Origin of the sequence: Hyalangium gracile (assembly GCF_020103725.1) — a bacterium.
GTDB lineage: Bacteria > Myxococcota > Myxococcia > Myxococcales > Myxococcaceae > Hyalangium > Hyalangium gracile.
On the sequence record NZ_JAHXBG010000011.1, the window covers coordinates 297,529 to 320,301 of the forward strand.

The 22,773-nt window shown below is 69.4% G+C and carries 20 protein-coding genes; 11 read left to right on the forward strand and 9 right to left on the reverse strand.

Annotation, left to right across the window (positions count from 1 at the left end; genetic code table 11):
• Positions 1-23: 23 nt before the first annotated feature.
• Both coaE and KY572_RS23885 read right to left on the reverse strand, forming a co-directional pair.
• Positions 24-620 carry a dephospho-CoA kinase gene (gene coaE, locus KY572_RS23880; protein ID WP_224245254.1) on the reverse strand — a complete coding sequence of 199 codons (597 nt, stop codon included), beginning with the start codon at positions 618-620 and terminating at the stop codon, positions 24-26.
• Positions 621-627: 7 nt separating this feature from the next.
• Positions 628-1,092 carry a hypothetical protein gene (locus KY572_RS23885; protein ID WP_224245255.1) on the reverse strand — a complete coding sequence of 155 codons (465 nt, stop codon included), beginning with the start codon at positions 1,090-1,092 and terminating at the stop codon, positions 628-630.
• Positions 1,093-1,238: 146 nt separating this feature from the next.
• Here KY572_RS23885 and KY572_RS23890 point away from each other — a divergent pair, with 146 nt between their 5' ends.
• From KY572_RS23890 to KY572_RS23920, 7 genes are all read left to right on the forward strand, one after another.
• Positions 1,239-1,733, forward strand: coding sequence for a multiheme c-type cytochrome (locus tag KY572_RS23890; protein WP_224245256.1), 495 nt, complete (start codon positions 1,239-1,241; stop codon positions 1,731-1,733).
• Positions 1,734-1,737: 4 nt separating this feature from the next.
• A complete protein-coding gene (yihA, locus tag KY572_RS23895) occupies positions 1,738-2,358 on the forward strand; it encodes a ribosome biogenesis GTP-binding protein YihA/YsxC (RefSeq protein ID WP_224245257.1) in 621 nt (206 codons plus the stop codon).
• 83 nt (positions 2,359-2,441) lie between these two features.
• Positions 2,442-4,373 (forward strand): NHL repeat-containing protein, encoded by a 1,932-nt coding sequence (locus tag KY572_RS23900; protein ID WP_224245258.1) that lies wholly within the window; start codon positions 2,442-2,444, stop codon positions 4,371-4,373.
• Between the two features lie 59 nt (positions 4,374-4,432).
• Positions 4,433-6,094 carry a DUF6178 family protein gene (locus KY572_RS23905; RefSeq protein ID WP_224245259.1) on the forward strand — a complete coding sequence of 554 codons (1,662 nt, stop codon included), beginning with the start codon at positions 4,433-4,435 and terminating at the stop codon, positions 6,092-6,094.
• Positions 6,095-6,244: 150 nt separating this feature from the next.
• A complete protein-coding gene (locus KY572_RS23910; RefSeq protein ID WP_224245260.1) occupies positions 6,245-7,531 on the forward strand; it encodes an O-antigen ligase family protein in 1,287 nt (428 codons plus the stop codon).
• The gene (locus KY572_RS23915; protein ID WP_224245261.1) at positions 7,521-8,678 is read left to right on the forward strand and encodes a glycosyltransferase; all 1,158 of its coding nucleotides are present in this window, start codon (positions 7,521-7,523) and stop codon (positions 8,676-8,678) included. Before KY572_RS23910 ends, KY572_RS23915 begins: the two co-directional genes overlap by 11 nt.
• Before the next feature lie 479 nt (positions 8,679-9,157).
• On the forward strand, positions 9,158-9,400 hold the full coding sequence (locus KY572_RS23920; RefSeq protein WP_224245262.1) for a hypothetical protein: 243 nt from the start codon (positions 9,158-9,160) through the stop codon (positions 9,398-9,400).
• Positions 9,401-9,414: 14 nt separating this feature from the next.
• Here the strand turns inward: KY572_RS23920 and KY572_RS23925 are convergent, their stop codons facing one another.
• The 5 genes from KY572_RS23925 to KY572_RS23945 form a co-directional block, all read right to left on the reverse strand.
• Complete coding sequence (locus KY572_RS23925) at positions 9,415-10,656, reverse strand: copper amine oxidase (RefSeq protein WP_224245263.1); 1,242 nt, start codon at positions 10,654-10,656, stop codon at positions 9,415-9,417.
• Between the two features lie 126 nt (positions 10,657-10,782).
• Positions 10,783-11,871, reverse strand: a complete 1,089-nt coding sequence (locus KY572_RS23930; protein ID WP_224245264.1) for a quinone-dependent dihydroorotate dehydrogenase — start codon at positions 11,869-11,871, stop codon at positions 10,783-10,785.
• Positions 11,872-11,901: 30 nt separating this feature from the next.
• Positions 11,902-12,897 carry an amidohydrolase family protein gene (locus tag KY572_RS23935; protein ID WP_224245265.1) on the reverse strand — a complete coding sequence of 332 codons (996 nt, stop codon included), beginning with the start codon at positions 12,895-12,897 and terminating at the stop codon, positions 11,902-11,904.
• A 36-nt stretch (positions 12,898-12,933) separates the two neighbouring features.
• Positions 12,934-13,620, reverse strand: coding sequence for a Smr/MutS family protein (locus KY572_RS23940; RefSeq protein WP_224245266.1), 687 nt, complete (start codon positions 13,618-13,620; stop codon positions 12,934-12,936).
• Between the two features lie 44 nt (positions 13,621-13,664).
• Positions 13,665-14,513 carry a TerB family tellurite resistance protein gene (locus tag KY572_RS23945; RefSeq protein WP_224245267.1) on the reverse strand — a complete coding sequence of 283 codons (849 nt, stop codon included), beginning with the start codon at positions 14,511-14,513 and terminating at the stop codon, positions 13,665-13,667.
• 275 nt (positions 14,514-14,788) lie between these two features.
• Between KY572_RS23945 and KY572_RS23950 the strand changes: the two genes are divergently transcribed.
• Entirely contained in the window at positions 14,789-16,894 is a 2,106-nt protein-coding gene (locus KY572_RS23950) for an ATP-binding protein (RefSeq protein WP_224245268.1), read from the forward strand.
• Between the two features lie 15 nt (positions 16,895-16,909).
• Here KY572_RS23950 and KY572_RS23955 read toward each other — a convergent pair whose 3' ends face one another.
• Both KY572_RS23955 and metF read right to left on the reverse strand, forming a co-directional pair.
• Positions 16,910-17,323 carry a hypothetical protein gene (locus KY572_RS23955; RefSeq protein WP_224245269.1) on the reverse strand — a complete coding sequence of 138 codons (414 nt, stop codon included), beginning with the start codon at positions 17,321-17,323 and terminating at the stop codon, positions 16,910-16,912.
• Positions 17,320-18,192 carry a methylenetetrahydrofolate reductase [NAD(P)H] gene (gene metF / locus KY572_RS23960; protein ID WP_224245270.1) on the reverse strand — a complete coding sequence of 291 codons (873 nt, stop codon included), beginning with the start codon at positions 18,190-18,192 and terminating at the stop codon, positions 17,320-17,322. The genes KY572_RS23955 and metF overlap by 4 nt, the downstream gene beginning before the upstream one ends.
• Before the next feature lie 101 nt (positions 18,193-18,293).
• On the opposite strand from metF, the gene gcvT reads away from it, so the two are divergent.
• The 3 genes from gcvT (at position 18,294) to gcvP (ending at position 22,769) form a co-directional block, all read left to right on the forward strand.
• Positions 18,294-19,379 carry a glycine cleavage system aminomethyltransferase GcvT gene (gene gcvT / locus KY572_RS23965; RefSeq protein ID WP_224245271.1) on the forward strand — a complete coding sequence of 362 codons (1,086 nt, stop codon included), beginning with the start codon at positions 18,294-18,296 and terminating at the stop codon, positions 19,377-19,379.
• 21 nt (positions 19,380-19,400) lie between these two features.
• On the forward strand, positions 19,401-19,790 hold the full coding sequence (gene gcvH / locus KY572_RS23970) for a glycine cleavage system protein GcvH (protein ID WP_224245272.1): 390 nt from the start codon (positions 19,401-19,403) through the stop codon (positions 19,788-19,790).
• A gap of 81 nt (positions 19,791-19,871) precedes the next feature.
• On the forward strand, positions 19,872-22,769 hold the full coding sequence (gcvP, locus tag KY572_RS23975) for an aminomethyl-transferring glycine dehydrogenase (protein WP_224245273.1): 2,898 nt from the start codon (positions 19,872-19,874) through the stop codon (positions 22,767-22,769).
• Positions 22,770-22,773 lie beyond the last annotated feature (4 nt).

Genomic DNA, 22,773 nt, shown 5'->3' on the forward strand with positions numbered 1-22,773 from the left:
GGGCGGCGCAGCATACCCGGCGCTCAGCCGCGCGCGAGCACCGCTTGCCACACCCGCTCCACCTGGGCTCGCGTGGAAGCCAGATCTCCCGAGTTGTCCACGATCCAGGTGGCGTGGGGGCGCTTCTCGTCCAGGGGGAGCTGGGCGGCCAGCCGAGCCTCGGCCGCCGCGTCGTCCAGCCCGTCCCGGGCCATCAGCCGCGCCTTCTGGAGGGGGCGGGGCACCCAGATGAGGATGACGCCGTCCATGCCGCCCTGGAGCCCGTTCTCGATGAGCAGCGGCACGTCATAGACGACGCGCTCCACGCCCTGGGCGGCCAGCTCCTGGACCCTCTCGAGGAAGGCCTGGCCGACGAGCGGGTGGATGATGGCGTTGAGGGCGGCGCGCTCGGTGGCGTCGCCGAAGACGCGCGCGCCCAGCTTCACCCGGTCCAGCCGGCCCTCCGGGGTGAGCACGTTGGGGAAGCGGGCGGCCACGGCGGCCAGGCCCGGGGTGCCGGGCTCCACCACCTGGCGGGCGAAGGCGTCCGCGTCCAGCACCTGCGCGCCCAGCTCCCGCAGCATCCGGCTCACGGTGCTCTTGCCGGACGCGATGCCGCCGGTCAGCCCATACAGCCGCAAGGCGGGCCTACTTGGCGGCCTTCAGCGTGGTGAAGATGAACGAGTGCACCGTCTTGCCGTCCTCGTTGAAGAAGATGGCCAGCCCCAGCTTCTGGTAGAGGTAGTAGGTGCGGAACTCGTCCGTCATCTTCTTGACGAAGCACGGGTTGGCCGGCTGCGGGCCGTTGGGGCACGCCCCCCCGTAGCTGTTCTCGATGGTCTCCTTGTCGATGACGGGACCGGGGAACACGTCGATGCGCTCGACCGTCTTGGTGGCGGTGTCCACCTTGAACTGGGCCTGGGTGGTGCCCTTGATGGCCTCCTTGCCGAAGTAGGCGATGATCTCCTTGTCGCCGGGGACGATGCGCGAGGGCTCACCGAACTTCTGGAGGACCTCGTCCCGCTTGGAGACTCCCGGCTCGATGCCCTGCCACGGCTTGGCGGCGGCGGGCACGGCGGCGATGAGCACGGCGATGACGGCGAGGGTACGCATCACGGATCTCCTGACCTTGTCGAGCACGCTATCTCACTAACGGATCGCCCAGGCAGGGCTCAAGGTTCCTCATATAGAACGCCGGCTTGCCCCCTGGATTCAAGATGCCTTGCCCCGCCTGGAGTGCTCTGCTAGGTGCGCTCCTGATGCGCACATCCGGCTTCTGGCTCCTGCCCCTGTTCCTGCTCGTATCCGCTTCGGCCGGGGCGGCCGACCTCGTCGGCCCGGAGAGCTGCAAGGGCTGCCACCCGGCGGCCTACACGGCCTGGCAGCTGTCCAAGCACGCGCGGGCCACCGACTCGCTCTCGGAGACACAGAAGAAGGACGCGCGGTGCCTGTCCTGCCACGCTCCGGACCAGGCCCAGGGGGTGACCAACGTCTCCTGCGAGACGTGCCACGGCGGGGGCCAGTACTACGCGCCCTCCTATGTCATGAAGGACCCGGAGCTGTCCCGGCTGGTGGGCCTGGTGGACCCGTCCGAGAAGCTGTGCCGCACCTGCCACGACGCCTCCTCTCCCTCCTTGCGGCCATTCAACTTCGTGGAGTCGCTCAAGGCCATCGACCACTGGTCCGCCGAGCGCGCGAAGAAGAACGCCCGCGCGGAGGCCCCTCCACCGCCCGAGCCGGCGAAGAAGAAGTAGCCGCGTGATCAAGCTCATCGACGCCCAGTTCGTCACCACCGCCGTGGAGCTCAAGGGGCTGCCCACCGGGCATGCCGCCGAGGTGGCCTTCGTGGGGCGCTCCAACGTCGGCAAGTCCTCCATGATCAACGCCCTGACGGGGCGCAAGAAGCTGGTGCGCGTCTCCAACACCCCGGGGCGCACGCGCACGCTCAACTTCTTCGACGTGGAGTTGGAGCGCGACGGGGTGCGCCACAAGGTGCGCCTGGCGGACCTGCCCGGCTACGGCTTCGCCAAGGCCAGCAAGACCGAGCGCGCCCAGTGGGAGAAGATGATCACCACCTACCTCGAGAACCGGCACCGGCTGGAGGTGGTCGTCAGCATCATCGACGCGGAGGTGGGCCCCACGCCGGAGGACCACGTCACGCTCGACTACCTGCAGCAGAAGGGCCGGCGCATCCTCGTGGTCGCCACGAAGATCGACCGGATCCCCAAGGCCCGCCGCAAGCCCCGCTTGCAGGCGCTCTCGCAGGAGCTCTCCCTGCCCCGCGAGGCCGTCATGGCCTTCTCCTCCACCGACAAGCTCGGAGTGGACGAGGTGTGGGATGCGCTGCTCGGAGTCATTGGGAGTGCAACCAGGGTTTGAGTTGACCGGCTCACCCCTTCCACTGTTTCCTGGCTTCATTGAGGGTTGATTCGCACCGGTATCCGGATGCGGGAGGCATGGGTATGCGTCAGTACTTGATCTTCGTGGCCTTCGCCGGAGCCGTGATCAGCGGCTGCAAGTGCTCGGATCCGCCGGGCGTGAAGCCGCCCTACGAGGTGGGCGGGAGCAGCACGGATGGCGGCACGGACGGCGGCGGCGGCGGTGGGGGCAACGACGGCGGCACCCTCCCGTATGATCCCGACGCGGGCACCACCCAGAACGGGCGTCCGGACGGCGGCTTCGTCCTGGACGGCGGCGCGGGCCCCCTGTCGGGCGGCGACAACGTCCAGCTCGACCCGGAGGGCAACATCATCCTCGGCGGCGGCTCGACGGAGCTGGCCTTCGCGTGGATCGCCAACAACGACCAGAACACGGTGTCCAAGTACGACACGCGCACGGGCAAGGAGGTGGGGCGCTACCACGCCGTCATCCCCATCGACGGGCGCACCAGGCCGGACGGCACCATCGGCTACCCCAACGGCCTGCGCGGCAACGAGGGCAACAACCCCAGCCGCACCGCGGTGGACCTCTTCGGTGACGTGTGGGTGGCCAACCGCGCCTCGAGCACCCAGGGCTCGGTGTCGAAGATCGCCAACAACAAGGTGAACTGCGTCGACCGCAACGGCAACGGCGTCATCGACACCAGCGAGGACAAGAACAACGACGGCGCCATCAGCAACAACCCGGCGGACCGGGAGATGATCTTCCCCACGGACTGGACGGATCCGAACCAGTACGACGAGTGCATCCTGTTCAGCACGCCGGTGGGTCCGCCGGGCAACGGCACCATCAAGGCGCGCGCCATGGCCATCTCCGCCGGCATCGAGGGCAGCGCGGGTGACGTGTGGGTGGGCGTGCACAACGAGAACTCGGTCATCAAGCTGGACCCCACCACCGGCCAGCAGGTGCCGGTGAACACCGCCGGGCAGCTCAAGCTCACCCTGTCGTTCGGCCCGTACGGCGCGGCCATCGACAGCCAGCAGCGGCTGTGGGTGGTGTCCTCCGCGCTGAGCCCGGCGCGCCTGTCGCTGGTGGACACGGACCAGGGAAGGATCGTGATCCCCAGCATCATCCCCCCGTCGAACCTGGGCTCCTCGGGCAACTACGGCATCGGCGTGGACGGCAAGGACCGGGTGTGGCTGGCGGGCTGGAGCTCCGGCCCGAAGGCCTTCCGGTACGAGCACCCGCGCGGCGTGGGCACCACCATCGGCACCTGGGCCGTGTTCGAGTTCTCCAACGCCGTGAGCCAGATCAACACGCGCATCGGGCGCCCGCGCGGCATCGCCGCGGATGACCAGGGCTTCGTCTGGATGAGCTCGGACCTCAACTCCAGCAGCCAGAGCTCCTCGCAGCTCATCGCCTTCAACGGCGACACCGGCGCCATCAAGAGGTTCAACCTGCCCACCGTGGGCGAGGTGGACTTCATCGACGCGACGAACACGCAGACCCGCGAGGCCATCGGCGTGGGGCTCGACACGGACGGCCACGCGTGGGTGAACAACCGCTCGGGCAACGCCATGCGCGTGCACCGCGAGACGGGAGAGATCCTCCGCACCCGCCAGCAGGGCGCGGGCCTCTACACGTACTCGGACTTCACCGGCTACCAGCTGCGCAACTTCACCGCGCCCCTGGGCTCCTACCGGCACACCTTCAGCGCCAACGAGTGCGGCCCCGACACCATCTGGCGCTACCTGGTGTGGGACGCCGTCGTCCCGCCGAAGACGTCCCTCCAGGCCTTCGTCACGGCGGCCAACGATCCGAACGACCTGAACAACGCGAACCTGCGCAAGGGCCCGTTCACCACCTCGCCGGCGGACCTGCAGGCCGCCGGTGTGCCCAAGAGCCGCTACCTGCGCGTCGAGTTCGTCTTCCGGTCCGATGACCGACAGAGCCAGGCCTCGCCCAAGCTCAAGTCGTTCGACGTGAACTACGAGTGCGAGGTCATCATCCAGTAGCGGGCGGTGCCTGCCGCGATCTCCTCCCGAGCCGGGGGGCGGTGTGGTAGGCACGCGCCGTGTCCGAGAACGGCAAGGGAAATGGCAAGGACGCGCAGCTGGCTCGCCAGCAGCTGCGCCGGCAGCTCTCCCAGCTTCCTCCCAGGAAGCGGATGGACGCACTGATCGAGTCCGCGGAAGCGCGGACCCTGGTGCGCTCCATGCCCGCGGAGGAGCTCTACACGACGATCCAGGAGGTGGGGCTGGCCGACGCCACGGAGCTCGTCCAGCTCGCCTCGCCGGCCCAGTTCCGCGCCTTCGTGGACCTGGGCGCCTGGAAGCGGGACAGGCTCGAGCCCCACGCGGTGCTCACCTGGCTGCGCGCCGCGCGCGGGGACGAGCCCGAGGAGTTCCTCCGCAAGCTGCACGGGCTGGATCTCGAGGTGCTCGAGTACCTGCTGCGCGAGTTCACCGCGGTGCACGATCTGGAGGAGAACCCGGACGTGAACCCGGAGGGCGTGACGCTGGAGACGCCCGAGGGCCGCTACCTCGTCGAGCTCAAGGTGGAGGGCGTGGAGCAGTCCGCGCTCCGGGCCATCCTCAATGACTTGATCGCGGAGAACCCCTTCGAGTCGGTGCGGCTGATGGAGGCCACGCGCTGGGAGATCCCCAGCGAGCTGGAGGAGGCGGCCTACCGCTTCCGCGCGGCCCGGCTGGAGGACCTGGGCTTCCCCACGCTGGAGTCCGCGATGCGCATCTTCAGCCGCGTGGACACCGGCCCCGCGCCCGCCCGGAGCACCCAGACGGCGCTCGCGCCCGCGCAGGGCCACGTGGACTACCTGGACGCCGCCTCTCGCGCGCTGACGGAGGTGGAGCGGGAGAACCTGGAGGACGAGCTGCGCGGGGTGGCCAACGCCGCCCTGGTGGCCGAGCTGGCGGACCCCGGAGACCTGGAGGCCGTGCGCCGGGTGGGAGAGATGGTGCGGGACTACCTCTCGCTGGGGCTGGAGCACCTGACGGGCGGAGAGCCCTCGCGCGCAGCCGAGGTGGTGCGCGACACGCAGCTCGAGCGCATCTTCCAGGTGGGCTTCTCGCTGACGCTGGCGCTCAAGTACCGGGCGGAGCGGCTGGTGAAGGCGCCGCTGGCCCGGCTGGACGACACGCTGCTGGTGTTCCCCGAGGAGGCCGCCGCCGTCGAGGCGCTGCGCCTGAAGCGGCCCCGCCGCGCGCTGCGGGTGCAGGGCGCCGAGCCGGTGCCGTTCCGCTCGCTGAGGGAGATCGCCTCCAGCGAGGCGCTGCTGGCGCGGGCGGAGGCCCAGGTGGAGCTGTTCCGTGGGCTGCTGGGCAGGAGCGAGACGCACGCGCGCGACGTGCTGGCGCGCTTCGGCGTGGCGCTGAACATGCTGGGCGTGGAGCGCCTCTTCACCGCCGCCGTCGCCCTGGCCGTGCTCGAGGGCCGGGTGGATCCGCGCCCTGTACCCCTGGGACGCACAGTGGAGCTCTGCGAGCGGCTCTTCGAGGGGACGGCTCAGGCACCTCGCCTGCGTCCCAGCGCCGCCGAGCGCGCCCGGGCCACGCTGGAGCCGGCGGTGGCCGCCGAGGCCCAGCCGGAGCTGCGCCGGCTGGTGGACCTCACCCTGGAGCGGATGCTGGGAGAGCTGGGCCCCCCTTATCTCCAGGAGGGCCGGTTGGATCCCACGCTGTCTGTGATCCTTCCAATGGAGGGCACTCCGACACCGTAATTCTTTCAGGCGCTCGCCCTGGGAGTGCTCGGTTTCCGTCGTAAGGGGCTGGATCCACGAGCCTTTGTCCCGCGGGGTGACTGGCATGTCGCCTGCTATGGCCCTGGACGCACGCGTTCGTTCCGACGCCGAGGCCTCCAGGAGGAAGGTATGGGTGTAGGGGAGCAGGGGCAGCAGCGAGACATCCTGGCGTTCTACGCGCTGACGGCGTTCGCGGTGGTGATGTACGCCGTGCCAGGCGAGTGGATCCCGGAGCTGGCGCCGCTGCGGCTCGCCCTGGTCACCTCGGGGCTGGCGGCGGGGCTGATGGCGCTGCGGCGCCTGGGGCGGGCCGAGCCGCTCTACTTCGACGGGGTGCGCGGCGTGTCGCTGCTGGCCTTCTCGGGGCTGGCGTTCGCGTCCATCGCCTGGTCGGTGAACGCGGACGTGACGCGGACCACGGGCATCGAGCTGCTGAAGCTCACCGCCATCTATCTGACGATCATCAACGTCATCACCACGGGCAGGCGGCTGGCGGTGATGTGCGGCGCGATGGTGATCGCCTCGATCGTGACGTCCATCGGCGTCATCGACTGGTACCGGGACGGGGTGGACCTGGTGGAGGGCTTCCGCTCGCGCTGGGTGGGCGTGTACGCGGACCCGAACCACATGGCCATGAACATGGCGCTGGTGGTGCCGCTGGCGGTGGCCTTCCTGGCTCGCAAGGAGTCCGGGTGGGTGATGCGCGTGGCGTGCGCGGTGGCGGCGGTGCTGGCGGTGGTGGCCATCGTGCTGAGCCACTCGCGCGGTGGCTTCATCGGCCTGGCGGTGGCGATGGGGGTGTGGGCCATCCGTGAGAAGCGGCGCATGCAGGCCATCGTGGTGGGCGCGGTGCTGGCGCTGGGCCTGGTGATGTTCGCGCCGAAGAGCTTCTGGCAGCGCAACGAGACGGTGACGTCGTTCCAGCAGGACGCCTCGGCCATGGGCCGCGTCTACGCGTGGCAGGTGGCCTCGCGCATGAGCCTGGACAAGCCGCTGCTGGGCGTGGGGGCGGGCAGCTTCCGCTACGCCTGGGCGCAGTACGCGCCCCCGGAGGCCACGCGGGCCTACGTGGCGCACAACATCTTCCTGGACGTGATTGGCGAGATGGGCTTCATCGGCCTGCTGTTCTTCCTGCTGTTCGCCGGAGGCGCCACGGGCGGTGCCTTCTCGGCCTCGAAGGACGACGAGATGGGCTGGCTGGGACGGGCGCTGGCCGCGTCCATGGCGGGCTACCTCGTGTGCGATCTGTTCTCGGGCTACATCCTGTCGGCGCACCTCTACGTCCTGTTCGGACTGGCGGCGAGCGCGGCGCGGATCGCCGAGGCGCGGGCGCGGGCAACGGAGTCGGTGGTGCAACGGGTGCCGGCGAGCAGGAGCTCGGCGGCGGCGTGGGAGGGGTCAGGGCATGCGGCGTGAAGCGGAGGCGGTGCTGGGCGCGGAGCCCATCCGCCTGGTGCAGTTCACCCGGTCGTTCTACATCGGAGGCACGGAGGTCCAGGTCCTGGAGCTGTTGCGCGGGCTGCCTTCCACCTATCAGCTCCAGGTGTCCGTGCTGCAGGAGGTGGGGCCGCTGGTGGGCGAGCTCCGCAAGCTGGGGTTCACCCCGGAGGAGTTTCCGCTCCACGGCTCGCTGGCCCGGCCCAACACGGCCTGGCAGATGGTGAGGCTGGCGCGCTGGCTGGAGAGCAACCGCGTGGAGCTGGTGCACGTGCACGACTTCTACGCGACGATGCTGGCGGTGCCGGCGGCGAAGCTGGCCGGGGCGAAGGTCATCGTCAGCCGGCTGGACCTGGCGCACTGGCATGGCAAGGCGCGCCGGGCGGTGCTGGCCCAGCTCACCCGCATGGCGGACCACGTGGTGGCCAACGCGGCCGCCATCCGCCGGATGCTGGTGGAGGAGGAGGGGCTGCCGGAGTCGCGCGTCAGCGTCATCCACAACGGCCTGGATCTGCCGCGCTTCGACGGGCGCATCCGCGAGGGGCTCCAGAAGCCGCTGCCGGAGACGGGCGGGGCGCCGGTGGTGGTGCACGTGGCCAACATGAACCACCCGGTGAAGCGGCAGGAGGATCTGCTCCAGGCGCTGGCGCTGCTGCGGCGCGAGGGGCTGAAGCTGCACGCCTTCCTGGTGGGGGACGGGCCTCGGCGGCCGGAGCTGCAGCGCAAGGCGGCGGAGCTGGGCGTGGCGGACCTGGCGCACTTCCTGGGGCACCGCGGGGACGTCCCGGCCATCTACGCCCGGGCGAACCTGGGCGTGCTCTGCTCCACGGCCGAGGGCATGTCCAACGCGGTGATGGAGGGCATGGCCGCGGGGCTGCCCATGGTGGTGACGGCGGTGGGCGGCAACCCGGATCTCATCGAGGACGGCGTGCGCGGCAGGGTGGTGCGCCCCGAGCGCCCCGGCGAGCTGGCCCAGGCCTTCCGCTGGCTGCTGGAGCACCCGGAGCAGGCCAGGGACCTCGGCGCCGCGGCCCGGGGCTTCGTGCGCAGGGAACTCTCCCTGGAGCGAATGGTGCAGCGGCATGACGCGCTGTACCAACAGGTGGCGCGGCCCTCTCGGCAATAGGCCAGGGGGGCGGGGCGTAGGGAGAGGGATTTCGAACCCCGGAAGCGAAATCTTGATAGAAGGGGTTGACGGGAATAGCCTACTATTCACAGTATTGTAGGAAGGAGAAATGAGGCGCAGCGGAACCCGTCCCGGGTGGAAGTCGTCCAAGAGCGGGTAGGGCGCGGAGTGACAGGGCGAGGACACACTTCCGGGGGAAGGGCCGCGCGGAGCGCGGTTGAACTTGAGCTCCGTGGAAGCCGAGGTAAAGACCACCGTGAGCGAGGAGCTCGTGGTGCGACAAGATTGAAGGTCAAGGGATCGGCACCATCAGGGCCGAAGCCCGGGGCGCTCGCCGGTCAAACTCCAAGGGGCCGGCGGGCGCCCTTATTTTTTGCGGCTCGAAGGTGCAGACTCGGTGCGTGTTCTGTCCGCACCCCGGCCCCTCGCCGCGACACGAAGCGAAGCACGAGTCCTCCGAGCCCCAGGGTGATGGGGGTGTGAAGCAGGAGGAGCGCCTGGACGACTTCGTGGGGGGCGGTCGCATCCGCTGCCCCAAGTGCGCCTGGAGGCCGCGCAAGGCCGACCGCTGGTCCTGCCGCTGCGGCTGCGCGTGGAACACCTTCGACACGGGCGGCCAGTGCCCGCAATGCCACAGGCAGTGGCGCCACACGCAGTGCCTGCGCTGCCAGGGGTGGAGCCCGCACGAGGACTGGTACACCGAGAAGCCCGCGGGGGCCTGAGCCTCCGTTCGCGCTCAGGGCTCGAGCGGGCTCTTGTGGTGGAAGCTCCGGGGGAAGAGCGAGAAGGACAGCCACTTGATGGGCATGTTGTCCTGGTCCTCGTCCCGAGGCACGTGCAGGTGGCGGTTGGCGTACCAGATCACCACGTCCTGCCCGTCCACGGACTCGCCGTTCACCATCGCGCTGACGTTCCGCGGCGAGGAGCCGCAGCTCGCGTCGATGTGCGGCGGGAAGTTGCCCACCGCGAGCGTCTCGCACCGGCTGAACCGGGTGACCCAGATCTCATGAGAGGACCAGGGCTCCGTGGTGGACGTCTGACCGCTCCACAGCCCTTCGATCTGGGGCATGAGCTCGTAGCCGATGTGGCGCCCTTCGCTGTTCATGAGCGCCTTGTCGTAGATGTGCCACGTCGTATAGGCCTCGGGGACGACGTCCTGCGCGGCCTCGGTGAGGATGGGCGTCATCATGTTGACGCCACAGGTGCCCGGCGTGGCGCAGGAGCTGTCGGGAGAAGGGGCGGTGGACGGGTGGAAGCTCATCCGCTCGACCACGTCGTTCGCCGCCCCGCCGATGTCGAGGTCCAGCCGGTAGTAGACGTTGTGCAGGTGGGAGATGCCGTAGGCGGGCGTCGCGCTCGTCTCGGAGTTCAGGCGGCTGCCATAGGGCGCATAGGCCGCCCCGGAGGAGACGCGCTGGAGCCGGCCCGTCATCCCCAGGCGGGGCCGGATGGTCCCGTCGTCGTGGAACTCCCACCGGTTGATGTACGTGTACTGGCCGAGCTGCGACGACTGGCTCACGGAGATGAGCTCGCCCTGCTGGAAGGTGTTCATGAACTTCCAGGCGTAGCCCCGGTCCTCGATGTTCTGGCAGATGAGGTTGTTGGCCAGCAGCGTCCCGCCCGCGCACTCGGCCGCGCTCAGCTGGACGGCGTTGGTGCCCATGCCGGCACCGGCGACGTCCAGGGGGCGCGGAGTGCCCACGGCATAGGGGACGTGGAGCTCGGAGATGCTCCCTTGCCCCAGCACCAGTCGTAGGGTGCCGTTCCGAGGCATGTAGTGGGCCAGTCGGATGACCAGTCCCTCACACGGGCAACTCTCGACGGCGAACCTCCACCGCGAGCCCGAGGTGAAGGTGTGATCGATCTGTGTGTAGCCGGTGCAGGCCGAGGGATTGCACCCTTGTGCCTCGGCAACGGGTGCGAAGCCAAGCACGACCATGAGACCCAGGAGCCCTGGGACGACGCGAGACCCGATCATGTTCCCCCCTGTTGGAGACGGACCGCGAGAGCAGGGCAGGAGGTAGGGATGGCGGCGTCGGAGCGGCAACGGTCTGGAGGGCAGCTCGCTGACGCGCGCAGGTCACATGGCCCGGCGTGAAGTCTGTCAGCGAGAGCTCGGAGCGCGGTGGTCCGCCCCGATGGCCTCCCGGACGGAGCGGAAGCCGTCTCGGGCGAGCAGGGGGCCCAGCTCCCGGACGATGCGGCGCACCATGCCCGGGCCCTCGTAGATGAAGCCGGTATAGGCCTGCACCACGGAGGCGCCGGCGCGCAGCTTCTCGTAGACGTCCTGGGCGGTGAAGACGCCGCCCACGCCGATGATGGGCAGGGCGCCGCCGCTGCGCTGGAAGGCCCGGCGGATGACGGCGTTGGAGGCCTCTCGCACGGGCGCCCCGGACAGGCCGCCGGCCTCCTTCGCCAGCGGATGCTCGAAGGGCCGTGCCACGGTGGTGTTGGTGGCAATCAGCCCCGAGAGGCCACAGGCGCGAGCCACATCCACCACCTCGTCCACGGCCTCGGGCGTGAGGTCCGGAGCGATCTTGAGGAACAGGGGCTTGCCGGGCGCCACCCGCTCCAGGCGCTCCTTCACCGCGCGCAGCAGGGCGGTGAGCTGCTCGGGCTCCTGGAGCTTGCGCAGGCCAGGGGTGTTGGGAGAGCTGGCGTTGACGACGACGTAGTCCCCGAGCGGCGCCAGCCCGTCCACGCAGGCCACGTAGTCCTCCACGGCCTGCTCCAGCGGCGTGTCCTTGTTCTTGCCCAGGTTCACGCCCAGCGGGGCGGGGTGCCACTGCCGCGCCCGCAGGTGCTGGGCGGCCACGGCCGCGCCGTGGTTGTTGAAGCCCATGCGGTTGATGAGGGCGCGGTGCTCGGGCAGGCGGAAGAGGCGCGGGCGCGGGTTGCCCGGCTGGGGGCGCGGGGTGACGGTGCCGATCTCCACCGCGGAGAAGCCGCAGGCGAACAGGCCATCCACGGCCTCGGCGTCCTTGTCCAGGCCGGCGGCCAGCGCGAGCGGGTGCTCGAAGCGCAGGCCCGCCACCGTCACCTCCAGCTCCACGGTGGCCTCCCGGAGCGCGCGAGAGCGGAGCCGCTGGCACAGGGCCGGCCACGCTCCGAGCAGGCGGAGCATGAACATGCCCAGACGGTGCGCGCGCTCGGGAGCCAGCAGGAAGAGGAGCGCGCGGATCAGAGAGTACATGGGGGCCCTTTTACACGAGGGCCGCCGACTTCAACCGGGGATGAACGAGTACTGGCGCGCCCAGGCGAGCGTCTGGTCCACCTGCTCGGGCGTGAGGATGCTGTTCTTCTCCACCAGATCGATCTCCCGGCGCATGTCCGTCTCCAGGAGGTAGGGGCCATCGGTGTTGATGGTGAACTTCACGCGCCGGTCCCAGAACGTCTTGATGATGTGGCGCAGCTCGTCCAGGCCCTCCACCGCCTTGGTGTGCAGGTTGGAGGTGGGGCACAGCTCCAGCACCACGTCCCGCTCCCGGAGCAGCTTCATGGCCGCTTCGTCATAAGCGGCGCGGATGCCGTGGCCGATGCGGTGCGGCTTGAGGCGCTCGACGACGGCGATGACACCCTCGGCGCCGGTGCCCTTCGTCTCGCCGGTGTGCACGGTGCACTTGAGGCCCGACTTGCGCGCCCGATCGAAGAGATCCTCGTACTGGCCCACCACCTCGGGGCGCAGCTCCAGGGCGTTCTTCTCCGTGCCCGCCAGATCGATGCCCACCACGCCGCGCGTGCGGTACTTGATGGCCTTCTCCACGATGATGGCGTTGAGCGGGTGATCGAACTCGCGCGCCAGGCAGAAGATGAGGCCCGCCTTCACGCCGTACTCCAGCCCGGCGCGGTCCATGCCGCGCAGCGCCGCGTGGATGATGTGGTCCAGGTCCAGCTCGGAGTTGAGGTTGCGCTTCATCGGGTTGAAGCGCAGCTCCATCTGCGTCACCCGGCTGCCGCGGTACTCCTTGCCGATCACCTCGTACACCGAGCGCTCGATGGCGCTGGGCGAGGACTGGATCTTCTCCGTCCAGGTGTGGAGGATCTTCAGGTAGTCCTCGAGGCTCCCCACCTTGCCGGGACGCGAGGTGATGAGCTCCACGAAGTCGAAGTAGTTCTTGACCGGCAGCTTGAAGCCCTGCTGGTGCGCGATGGACCAGAGGATGTGGGGCGCCACGGCGCCGCCCACGTGGATGTGCAGATCAATGAGGTCGCGAGCCATGGCGGTATGTATGCACAGTGCTGCCCGGGCGTCCAGCTACCTGCGAAGCAGCACGTAGACGGCTCCGGCTCCCCCGTCCTGGGGGCGAGCGGTGGAGAACGCCAGCACCATCTTCCCGATGCGCTTCTGGCTCAGCCATGCCTTCATCTGCTCCTTGAGCACCGGGATCTGATCCTTGGAGTGCAAACCTCGCCCGTGGACGATGAGGACGCAGCGTCTTCCGGCCCGGCGGCTCTCCGAGAGGAAGCGCTCCAGGGCGTCCCGGGCCTCCACCTGCGTCATGCCGTGCAGGTCCAGGCGGCCCTGGAGGTTGAAGTCTCCCCGGCGCAGCGCGCGCAGCAGGTTGCGGTCCGTACCGGGGCTGGCGCCCTCGATGAACTCGGAGGTGTCCGAGATGTCGAACTCTCCATTGCCGACGACGAGCTCCGAGAGCTGGGCGAGCGCCTCGGCGTTCTCGTCGATGATCTCGGGCAGGCGCGGGTTGACCACGGGAGGGGCCTCGCCGCGGTTGGTGAGCTGCTGCACTCCGTCCATGGCGGAGTAGAAGAGCGAGGCGTCATCCTCCTCCGGGGCGGGCTTCTTCTTCTGGGGAGGCGGGGGAGGGGCCTTGGTCTTCGCCGGTGGCTCCGGGGCCTTCTTCTGGATGGCCTTGATGGCGTCCTTGAAGGGGTTGTTGTGGAAGGCCTCTTCCTTCTTCTTGGGGGGACCGTTGCGTTGGCTCACTGTCTCTCCAGGGGCGGTGCCAGCTCTCAGGGTTTAACCACGCGTCACAGTCCGCGCAGGCGGCGGATCATCTCGTAGGCATCCTGGATCTCCTGGAAGCGGCGGGTGGCCTGCTCGACTGCTCCAGGGCCCAGGTGGGAGACGCGGTCCGGATGGTGCGCCGCGGCAAGCTGGCGGTAGGCGCGCTTCACCTCGGCGTCCGAGGCCCCAGGGGCCAGCCCCAGCCGGGCATAGTGGGTGGGGTCGGTGCCCAGGTAGCGCGCCGCCACGGAGCGGCGGTCCTCCTCGGTGAGGCCCAGTCCCTTGACCATCTGGCGCAGGGCCTCCTGCTCGGAGCGCTGGAGGGCGCCGTCCACGAGCGCCAGCTGGTACAGCGTGTCGACCAGGAGGAGGCGGTCGGCGGTGGGCAGCTCGTCCCGGCACGCCGCGAGGGACTCCTCGAGAGGGGGCGGCTTCGCGCGGAACTCCTTGAGGAAGACGCGGACCAGGTCCAGCGCCTCCGGGCCGTACTTCAGCTCGTCCTGGAAGTACTCGCGCACCACGCGCACCTCGTCCCGCGCCAGCGCGCCATCCGCCTGGGCCACCTCGATGAAGAGGGCGCACAGGTGGCGCGCGAAGTGCTCCTGGGCCTGGGTGTCGATGGCCTCCTGGGAGACGGGCTCGGGCGGAGCCACCAGGCCGCCCATGTCCTCCTCGAGCGCCGCGAGGGGGTTCTCCGGAGGCGCGGCATGGGCGTTGTCGTAGAGGTGGCCCACCACTCCGCCGATGAAGGTGAACATGACGATGGCCCAGGGAGGGCCGATCCACAGGCCCAGCATCAACCCCACGATCGCCCCGAGAACCTTGCCTGGCGCCACGTCCGCGTTCACCCCTTGCAGGGAGCAGTTTCGCATAGAGTCCGCCCGTCGATGGCTGAATCCAGGAGGGGGGATTGCCCTGCGGGGCAGGGAGCTCGTCGAGCCGATGGTCTCGGAGCTGATCCAGCGGATCGACAACACTTCGCGCCAGCGCCCGCCTGGAGAGATGGCAGGCTGAACAGAGAGGCTGTCGGAAAGCAGACGCGCGCCGGGGGGCCCCCTGAGGCGGAGGGCCCCGAGTGCTAAGAATCCCGGGCCGGGACCATCGCGTGACTGCTTACTCCGTAGCTCCCTCAGCTCCGTGGCAGGACGTGGCAGCGAGTGTCGCCCTCGCGGGGCTCGATGCGCTCTGGCATGCCCCCATCGGCATCGCCTTGATCGACACCGGACTGTGCTACCTGCGCGTCAACAAGGCGCTGGCGGAGATGAACGAGCTGCCCGCCACCGAGCACCTGGGCCGCCGGATCGACGAGGTGCTGCCCGCGGACTCGGAGGCGACCCGGGCGATCATCCGTCGCGTCGAGCACGTGCTGGCCACGGGACATCCGCTGGAGAACATCGAGGTGGAGTGGCAGAGCGCGGGCGCCACCCGCGTGCCGCACTTCTCACGCACCAGCTACTATCCCATCCAGAACGGCTCCACCCTCCTGGGCGTGTGCGTCTACGTCGAGGATCTGCGGGCGCAGCGGCGCGCGGAGCAGCAGCGGGACGAGCTGGTGGAGCGGGAGCGCCACGCCCGCGCGGAGGCGGAGGCCGCGGCCCAGCGGCTCTTCATCCTCGCCGAGGCCTCGCACGTCTTCGCCGAGGCCAGCGCGGATCTGCGCAGCGTCGTCAACGCCGTGGTGCGCATGGTGGCCACCATCATCGACGGGGTGTGCGCGCTCTTCCTGCTCTCCGAGGATGGGCAGGAGGTGGCGCCGGTGGCCGCCTACCACTCGGACCCGGAGGCGCGGAAGGCGCTCGAGGCGCTGGTGGAGCACGCCGGGCACTCGGTGAACGAGGGCGTCGCGGGGTTGGTGGTGCGCACGGGCCAGTCGCTGCTGGTCCCGCGCGTCTCGTGCTCGGAGCTGCGGGGGTTCCTGCCCGAGTCCCAGCGCTCCTATGTCGAGCGCTATCCACCTCGGAGCATGATGGTCGTGCCGCTCCGGGTCTACGGGCGCGTCATCGGCACGCTGCAGGTGTCGCGCGAGGAGACCGAGCGTCCCTTCAGCCCTCCGGATCTGGTGTTCCTGGAGGAGCTGGCGGACCGGGCGGGCCTGGCCATCCAGAACGCCCGGCTGCTGGAGCGGGAGAAGGAGTCGCGCGCCGAGGCGGAGAACGAGCGCGCGCGCCTGCACGCCCTGGTGACGCAGGCTCCGGCCGCGATCGCCATCATGCGGGGCCCGGACTTCGTCTTCGAGTTCACCAACCCGCTCTACGAGAAGTTCTCCGGGCGCACGGGGCTGGTGGGCAAGCCCCTGCGCGAGGCGCTGCCCGAGCTGGCGCAGCAGCCGGGCTACGTGGACGTGCTCTCGGCGGTGCTGCGGACCGGAGAGCCCTTCGTGGGCCACGAGTACCCGGTGGCCCTGGACAGGCGGGGAGACGGCACGCTGGAGGAGGCCTTCCTCAACCTGGTCTACCAGCCGCTCCACGACGCGCAGGGGCGGGTGGACGGGCTGCTGACGCACGCGGTGGACGTGACGGAGCTGGTGCGGGCCCGGCGGCGCGCGGAGGCGCTGGAGCAGCAGGCCCGGCGCCAGGCCGAGTTCGAGCAGCAGCTCATCGGCATCGTCAGCCACGACTTGCGCAACCCGGTGAGCGCGATCCTCATGTCCGCGCAGATGCTGCTCAAGCAGGAGGGGCTGGGCGAGCGGGCCTTCAAGGGGGCCTCGCGCATCCTCTCCAGCGCGGAGCGCGCCACCCGGCTCATCGGGGATCTGCTGGACTTCACCCAGGCGCGGCTGGGCGGCGGCATCCGGATCCAGCGCCGGGCCACCAGCCTGCACGAGCTGATGCGGCAGGTGCTGGAGGAGATCCAGGCCGCGTGGCCGGAGCGGGACATCCAGTCGAGCCAGGGCGGGGACGGGCAGGGCGAGTGGGATCCGGACCGGCTGGCGCAGGTGGTGACCAACCTGGTCACCAACGCGCTGCGCTACGGCGCTCCGGGAACGCCGGTGCGGGTGAGCACGCGGGCCGAGGAGGACGCGGTGCTGATCGAGGTGCACAACCTCGGCCGGCCCATCCCGCCCGAGCTGCTGCCCCACCTCTTCGAGGCGATGAAGCGGGGCTCCCACGATCAGGAGCGCTCGGGGCGCAGCGTGGGGCTGGGGCTCTACATCGTCCAGCAGATCGTCCGGGCCCACCGTGGCACGGTGTCCGTCCGCTCCACGGAGGCCGAGGGGACGACGTTCACCGTCCAGCTGCCACGCCGGGCCTGAGGCTCGGGCCGGGGCTCAGGGCAGGAAGGCCTTCTTCACCTCCGGGTTGCTGAGGATGAAGAGCGTCCAGCAGGTGGCGGGGATGCCCACGCAGACGGTGGGCGACAGGCAGAAGGACGCGGTGATGGCGCCCACGATGACCAGGCCGTAGCTGCGCAGGCTCAGCGCGCTCATGGCGCCCCAGACGCTCAGCACCCCGCAGACGATGGCGGCCGCGGCCGGCAGGAGGAACTCCGCCGCGGTGAAGCCCATCATGGAGAACGGCTGATCGTCCGTGAGGACCTTGAAGCCCGCCATCCCCAGCAGGATGACGCAGAGGATGAGGTTGAGCGAGCCCACGCACAGCAGCAGGAAGGCGGGCGCGCGTACCAGGCTCAGGGCGTGGTAGCGAGGGTCGCTCTTGGGCAGGTTGAGCCCGGGCCCGCTCATGATCGGCCCCTCAGCGCGCCCACGATCATCCGCGTCGCGGGAGACTTGTTGAGCGTGTAGAAGTGGATGCCGGGCACGCCGCGCGCGAGCAGCTCCATGCACTGCACGGTGGCGTGCGCCACGCCGAGCTGCATGAGGGCCTCGGGCTGATCCTTGACGCGCTCCAGCTGCAGCCCCAGCCGCATGGGCACCGTGGCGCCGCACATGCGGGTGAAGCGGTGCACCTGCTCGTAGTTGGTGATGGGCATGATGCCGGGGACGATGGGGACGTTGATGCCGGCGCGGCGGGCCCGCTCCACGAAGTCGAAGTAGAAGGCGTTGTCGAAGAAGAGCTGGGTGATGAGGAAGTCCAGCCCCGCGTCCACCTTGGCCTTGAGGTGCTTCAGATCCTCCTCCCGCGAGGCCGTGTCCACGTGGCCCTCGGGGTAGCAGGCCCCGCCCAGGCAGAAGTTGAAGTCCTCGTCGCGGATGAACTGCACCAGCTCCGAGGCGTAGCGGAAGCCTCCGGGCGCGGGGACGAAGTCCTTCTGGCCCTGGGGCGGATCGCCGCGCAGCGGCAGGACGTTGTCGACCTTCGCCTCGGCCAGCCGGCGGAGGATGTCTCGCAGCTCCTCCCGGCTGTGCCCCACGCAGGTGAGGTGGGCCATGGCCTCGATGCCGGTGGTCTGCTTGATGCGCGTCACCAGCTCCACCGTCCGGTCGCGCGTGCTCCCGCCCGCTCCGTACGTCACCGAGACGAAGCCGGGCTCCAGCGGCGCCAGGTCCTCCAGCGTCTTCAGCAGGTTCGCCGTGCCCTCGTCGGTCTTCGGGGGGAAGAACTCGAAGGAGAAGCAGGGGTTGGATGGATTCAAACGATTACGAATCTTCATGTTCGTCCTAGTGTAGCCCCTCCCCGAATGCCTTGATTGGAAGAGGTGCGCGGCTATAGTCCGCCCGCCTTTACCCCCACCCCTACCAGAGGAGAAGACTCATGGCGCGTCGCACGCCCCTGAACGAGGCCCATCGCAAGCTGGGCGCCCGGATGGTCGACTTCGTGGGTTGGGACATGCCCGTGCAGTACACCTCCGTCATCGGCGAGCATGAGGCGGTGCGCAACGCCGTGGGCCTGTTCGACGTCTCCCACATGGGAGAGATCGAGTTCCGGGGCCCGGGCGCCCTCGAGACGGCCAACCGGCTCATCTCCAATGATCTCGCCCGGTGCGCGGACGGCCAGGCCGTCTACGCGGGGCTGCTCAACGAGCAGGGGACCTTCGTGGACGACGTGGTCGCCTACCGCTTCTCCCCCGAGCACATCTTCATCTGCGTCAACTCCTCCAACCGCGAGAAGGACTTCGCCTGGATGCAGGAGCGGGCCTACGGGGTGAAGCCCGTGGACCGCAGCGACGACTTCGCGCAGATCGCCGTGCAGGGCCCCAAGGCGCCCGGCCTGGTGCAGCGGCTGACGAAGGCGGAGCTGTCGAAGCTGGGCACCTACCGCTTCACGGAGGGAGAGGTGGCGGGCGTGCGCTGCATCATCTCCCGGACGGGCTACACGGGAGAGGACGGCTTCGAGCTGTACTGCGCCCCGAACGACGCGGAGAAGCTCTGGAACGCGCTGCTGGAGGAGGGCCAGGCGGACGGCGTGAAGCCGTGCGGCCTGGGCGCTCGTGACAGCCTGCGCACGGAGATGAAGTACGCGCTCTACGGCAACGACATCGACGACGCGCACACCGCGCTGGAGGCGGGCCTGGGCTGGATCGTCAAGCTGGACAAGCCCGGCGGCTTCATCGGCAAGGAGGCCCTGGAGAAGCAGAAGGCCGCGGGAGTGCACCGCAAGCTGGTGGGCTTCGAGGTGACCGGCAGCGGCATCCCCCGCCACGGCTACGCCATCATGAAGGGCGGCCATGTGGTGGGCGAGGTGACGAGCGGTACCATGGGCCCCTCCGTGAAGAAGCCGATCGGCATCGGCTACGTGCCCGCCGAGTTCTCCACCGAGGGCTTCACCTTCGACGTGGACATCCGTGGCCGGCCGGTGCCCGCCAAGGTGGTCAAGACGCCTTTCTGGAAGAAGCCGTAGCCCTGATTCGAGGAGCAAGCCATGTCAGACACCATTCCCGCCGACCTGAAGTACACCTCCGATCACGAGTGGGCGCGCCAGCAGGGCAACCTCGTGGTGGTAGGTGTGACGGCCCACGCGCAGGAGGCGCTGGGTGACGTGGTGTACGTGGAGCTGCCCAAGGTGGGCTCCACCATCACCGCGGGCAAGCAGTTCGGCGTCATCGAGTCCACCAAGGCCGTGTCCGAGCTGTTCGCCCCCATCAGCGGCAAGGTGGTGAAGGTGAACGACGCCCTCTCGGACAAGCCGGACACGGTGAACGCGGATCCGTACGGCGCCGGGTGGATCATCGAGGTCGAGCCCTCGGATCCCAAGCAGCTGGACGGGCTGCTGAGCGCCCAGGCGTACGGCGAGCTGCTCAAGAAGTCGTAGTGGCCGCGGGGCACTGAATCCGCGCCGGCCGGCTGTTAGACACGGCCTCTGATTTCCCTCTGTAACGAGTGCTCGAACACCATGTCCCTTAACTGGAAGTATCAGGAGTCTTTCGCTGCCCGTCACGTCGGGCCGGATGAGCACGAGCTGAAGGCGATGCTGGACCTGCTGGGTGCCAGCTCGCTGGATGCGTTCATCGACCGGACGGTTCCGCAGGCCATCCGCTCCAAGGAGCCGCTGCGGCTGGCGCCGGGGCTGGGCGAGCATGATCTGCTGGCGCAGCTCGAGGCGATCGCCGCGAAGAACCAGCGCTTCAAGAGCTTCATCGGGATGGGCTACTACGACACCCACACCCCGAACGTCATCCTGCGCAACATCTTCCAGAACCCGGGCTGGTACACGCAGTACACGCCGTACCAGGCCGAGATTGCCCAGGGTCGGCTGGAGGCGCTGCTCAACTTCCAGACGATGGTGATGGACCTGACGGGCCTGGAGGTGGCCAACGCGTCGCTGCTCGACGAGGGCACGGCGGCGGCCGAGGCCATGGCCATGGCGCTGCACGTCAAGGGTGACGGGCGTGGCGGGGCCTTCTTCGTGTCGGACGCGTGCCACCCGCAGACGATCGACGTGGTGCGCACGCGCGCGGAGCCGCTTGGGGTGGAGGTGGTGGTGGGCGACCACCGCACGGTGGACCTGGGCGCGAAGAAGTACTTCGGCGCGCTGGTGCAATACCCGGCCACCGACGGCGCGGTGAATGACTACCGGGCCTTCTCGGAGAAGGTGCACGCGGCGGACGGGCTGGTGGTGATGGCCACGGATCTGCTGGCGCTCACGGTGCTGACGCCGCCGGGAGAGCTGGGGGCGGACGTGGCGGTGGGCAGCGCGCAGCGCTTCGGCGTGCCCATGGGCTATGGCGGTCCGCACGCGGGGTTCTTCGCGACGAAGAACGCTTATACGCGGCTGATGCCGGGCCGCATCATCGGCGTGTCCGAGGACGCGCAGGGCCGGCGGGCGCTGCGCATGGCGCTGCAGACGCGCGAGCAGCACATCCGCCGCGAGAAGGCGACGAGCAACATCTGCACGGCGCAGGTGCTGCTGGCGGTGATGGCGGGGATGTACGCGGTGTACCACGGGCCTCGGGGGCTCAAGGCGATCGCGGAGCGGGTGCACGGGCTGACGGTGCTGCTGGCGCAGGGGCTCACGAAGCTGGGCTACAAGCCGCGCTACGAGCAGTACTTCGACACGCTGCGGGTGGAGACGACGTCGGCGCAGGTGCGCACGGTGCTGGCGGCGGCCGAGGCGAAGGGGATGAACTTCCGCCGCATCGACGAGCGCTCCATCGGGCTGTCGCTGGACGAGACGACGCGCGCTTCGGACGTGGAGGCCATCCTGGGCACGTTCGCGGCCGGCAAGGCGCTGGGCGTGTCGCTGGACGAGCTGGGCGCGAGCCTGAGCAGCCCGGTGGAGGCGGGGCTGCGGCGGCAGAGCGCGTACCTGACGCACCCGGTCTTCAACAGCTACCACTCCGAGACGGAGATGCTGCGGTACATCCGGCGGCTCGAGTCGCGGGACTTGTCGCTGACGCACTCGATGATTCCGCTGGGCTCGTGCACGATGAAGCTGAACGCCACGGCGGAGATGATCCCCGTCACGTGGCCGAGCTTCGGCGGGCTGCACCCGTTCGCGCCGCCGTCGCAGGCGGCGGGCTACAAGGTCATCTTCGAGCAGCTGGAGAGCCAGCTGGCGGAGGTGACGGGGTTCGCGGGGTGCTCGCTGCAGCCGAACGCGGGCAGCCAGGGCGAGTACGCGGGCCTGCTGGTGATCCGGGCGTACCACCAGAGCCGTGGGCAGGGGCACCGGGACGTGTGCCTGATCCCGCAGTCGGCGCACGGGACGAACCCGGCCTCGGCGGTGATGGCGGGCTACCACGTGGTCGTCACGAAGTGCGATGAGCAGGGCAACATCGACATCGCGGATCTGCGCGTCCGGGCGGAGGAGTACAAGGATCGGCTGGCGGCGCTGATGGTGACGTACCCGTCCACGCACGGAGTGTTCGAGGAGGGGATCAAGGAGATCACCTCGATCATCCACGAGCGCGGTGGCCAGGTGTACATGGACGGGGCGAACCTGAACGCGCAGGTGGGGTTGATGAAGCCGGGACAGCTCGGCGCGGACGTGTGCCACATCAACCTGCACAAGACGTTCTGCATCCCGCACGGTGGTGGTGGGCCGGGGATGGGGCCGATCTGCGTGGCGCCGCACCTGGTGAAGTTCCTGCCGGGGCACCCGGTGATCGCGCAGAGCGGCTCGGAGCGGATTGGAGCGATCTCGGCGGCGCCTTGGGGCAGCGCGAGCATCCTGCTCATCTCGTGGGTGTACATCCAGATGATGGGCGGGGAGGGGCTGACGCAGGCGACGAAGATGGCGATCCTGAACGCCAACTACATCGCGAAGCGGCTGGATCCGCACTATCCGGTGCTCTACCGCGGGAAGACGGGTGGGGTGGCGCACGAGTGCATCGTGGACTTGCGGCACCTGAAGAAGACGACGGGCGTGGAGGTGGAGGACGTGGCCAAGCGGCTGATGGACTACGGCTTCCACGCGCCGACGGTGTCGTTCCCGGTGGCGGGCACGCTGATGATCGAGCCGACGGAGAGCGAGTCGAAGGCGGAGCTGGACAGGTTCTGCGACGCGATGATCGCGATCCGTGAGGAGATCCGGGAGATCGAGGAGGGCAAGGCGCCCAAGGACAACAACGTCCTGAAGAACGCGCCGCACACCTCGTGGGTGATCACGGCGCCGGAGTGGAACCGGCCGTACTCGCGTGAGAAGGCGGCGTTCCCGACGAAGTGGGTGCACGAGGGCAAGTTCTGGCCGTCGGTGGGGCGGCTGAACAACGTGCTGGGCGATCGCAAGCTGGTGTGCTCGTGCCCGCCGATCGAGGAGTACATGAATCCGGTGCCGCCGAAGGCGGCGTAGTCGC

Bases quoted from the DNA above. Each gene is read 5' to 3' on its own strand.
- KY572_RS23885 (WP_224245255.1), bottom strand. From the start codon at position 1,092: ATGCGTACCCTCGCCGTCATCGCCGTGCTCATCGCCGCCGTGCCCGCC.
- KY572_RS23890 (WP_224245256.1), top strand. From the start codon at position 1,239: ATGCGCACATCCGGCTTCTGGCTCCTGCCCCTGTTCCTGCTCGTATCC.
- KY572_RS23900 (WP_224245258.1), top strand. From the start codon at position 2,442: ATGCGTCAGTACTTGATCTTCGTGGCCTTCGCCGGAGCCGTGATCAGC.
- KY572_RS23910 (WP_224245260.1), top strand. From the start codon at position 6,245: ATGGGTGTAGGGGAGCAGGGGCAGCAGCGAGACATCCTGGCGTTCTAC.
- KY572_RS23915 (WP_224245261.1), top strand. From the start codon at position 7,521: ATGCGGCGTGAAGCGGAGGCGGTGCTGGGCGCGGAGCCCATCCGCCTG.
- KY572_RS23925 (WP_224245263.1), bottom strand. From the start codon at position 10,656: ATGATCGGGTCTCGCGTCGTCCCAGGGCTCCTGGGTCTCATGGTCGTG.
- KY572_RS23930 (WP_224245264.1), bottom strand. From the start codon at position 11,871: ATGTACTCTCTGATCCGCGCGCTCCTCTTCCTGCTGGCTCCCGAGCGC.
- KY572_RS23935 (WP_224245265.1), bottom strand. From the start codon at position 12,897: ATGGCTCGCGACCTCATTGATCTGCACATCCACGTGGGCGGCGCCGTG.
- KY572_RS23945 (WP_224245267.1), bottom strand. From the start codon at position 14,513: ATGCGAAACTGCTCCCTGCAAGGGGTGAACGCGGACGTGGCGCCAGGC.
- KY572_RS23955 (WP_224245269.1), bottom strand. From the start codon at position 17,323: ATGAGCGGGCCCGGGCTCAACCTGCCCAAGAGCGACCCTCGCTACCAC.
- metF (WP_224245270.1), bottom strand. From the start codon at position 18,192: ATGAAGATTCGTAATCGTTTGAATCCATCCAACCCCTGCTTCTCCTTC.
- gcvT (WP_224245271.1), top strand. From the start codon at position 18,294: ATGGCGCGTCGCACGCCCCTGAACGAGGCCCATCGCAAGCTGGGCGCC.
- gcvH (WP_224245272.1), top strand. From the start codon at position 19,401: ATGTCAGACACCATTCCCGCCGACCTGAAGTACACCTCCGATCACGAG.
- gcvP (WP_224245273.1), top strand. From the start codon at position 19,872: ATGTCCCTTAACTGGAAGTATCAGGAGTCTTTCGCTGCCCGTCACGTC.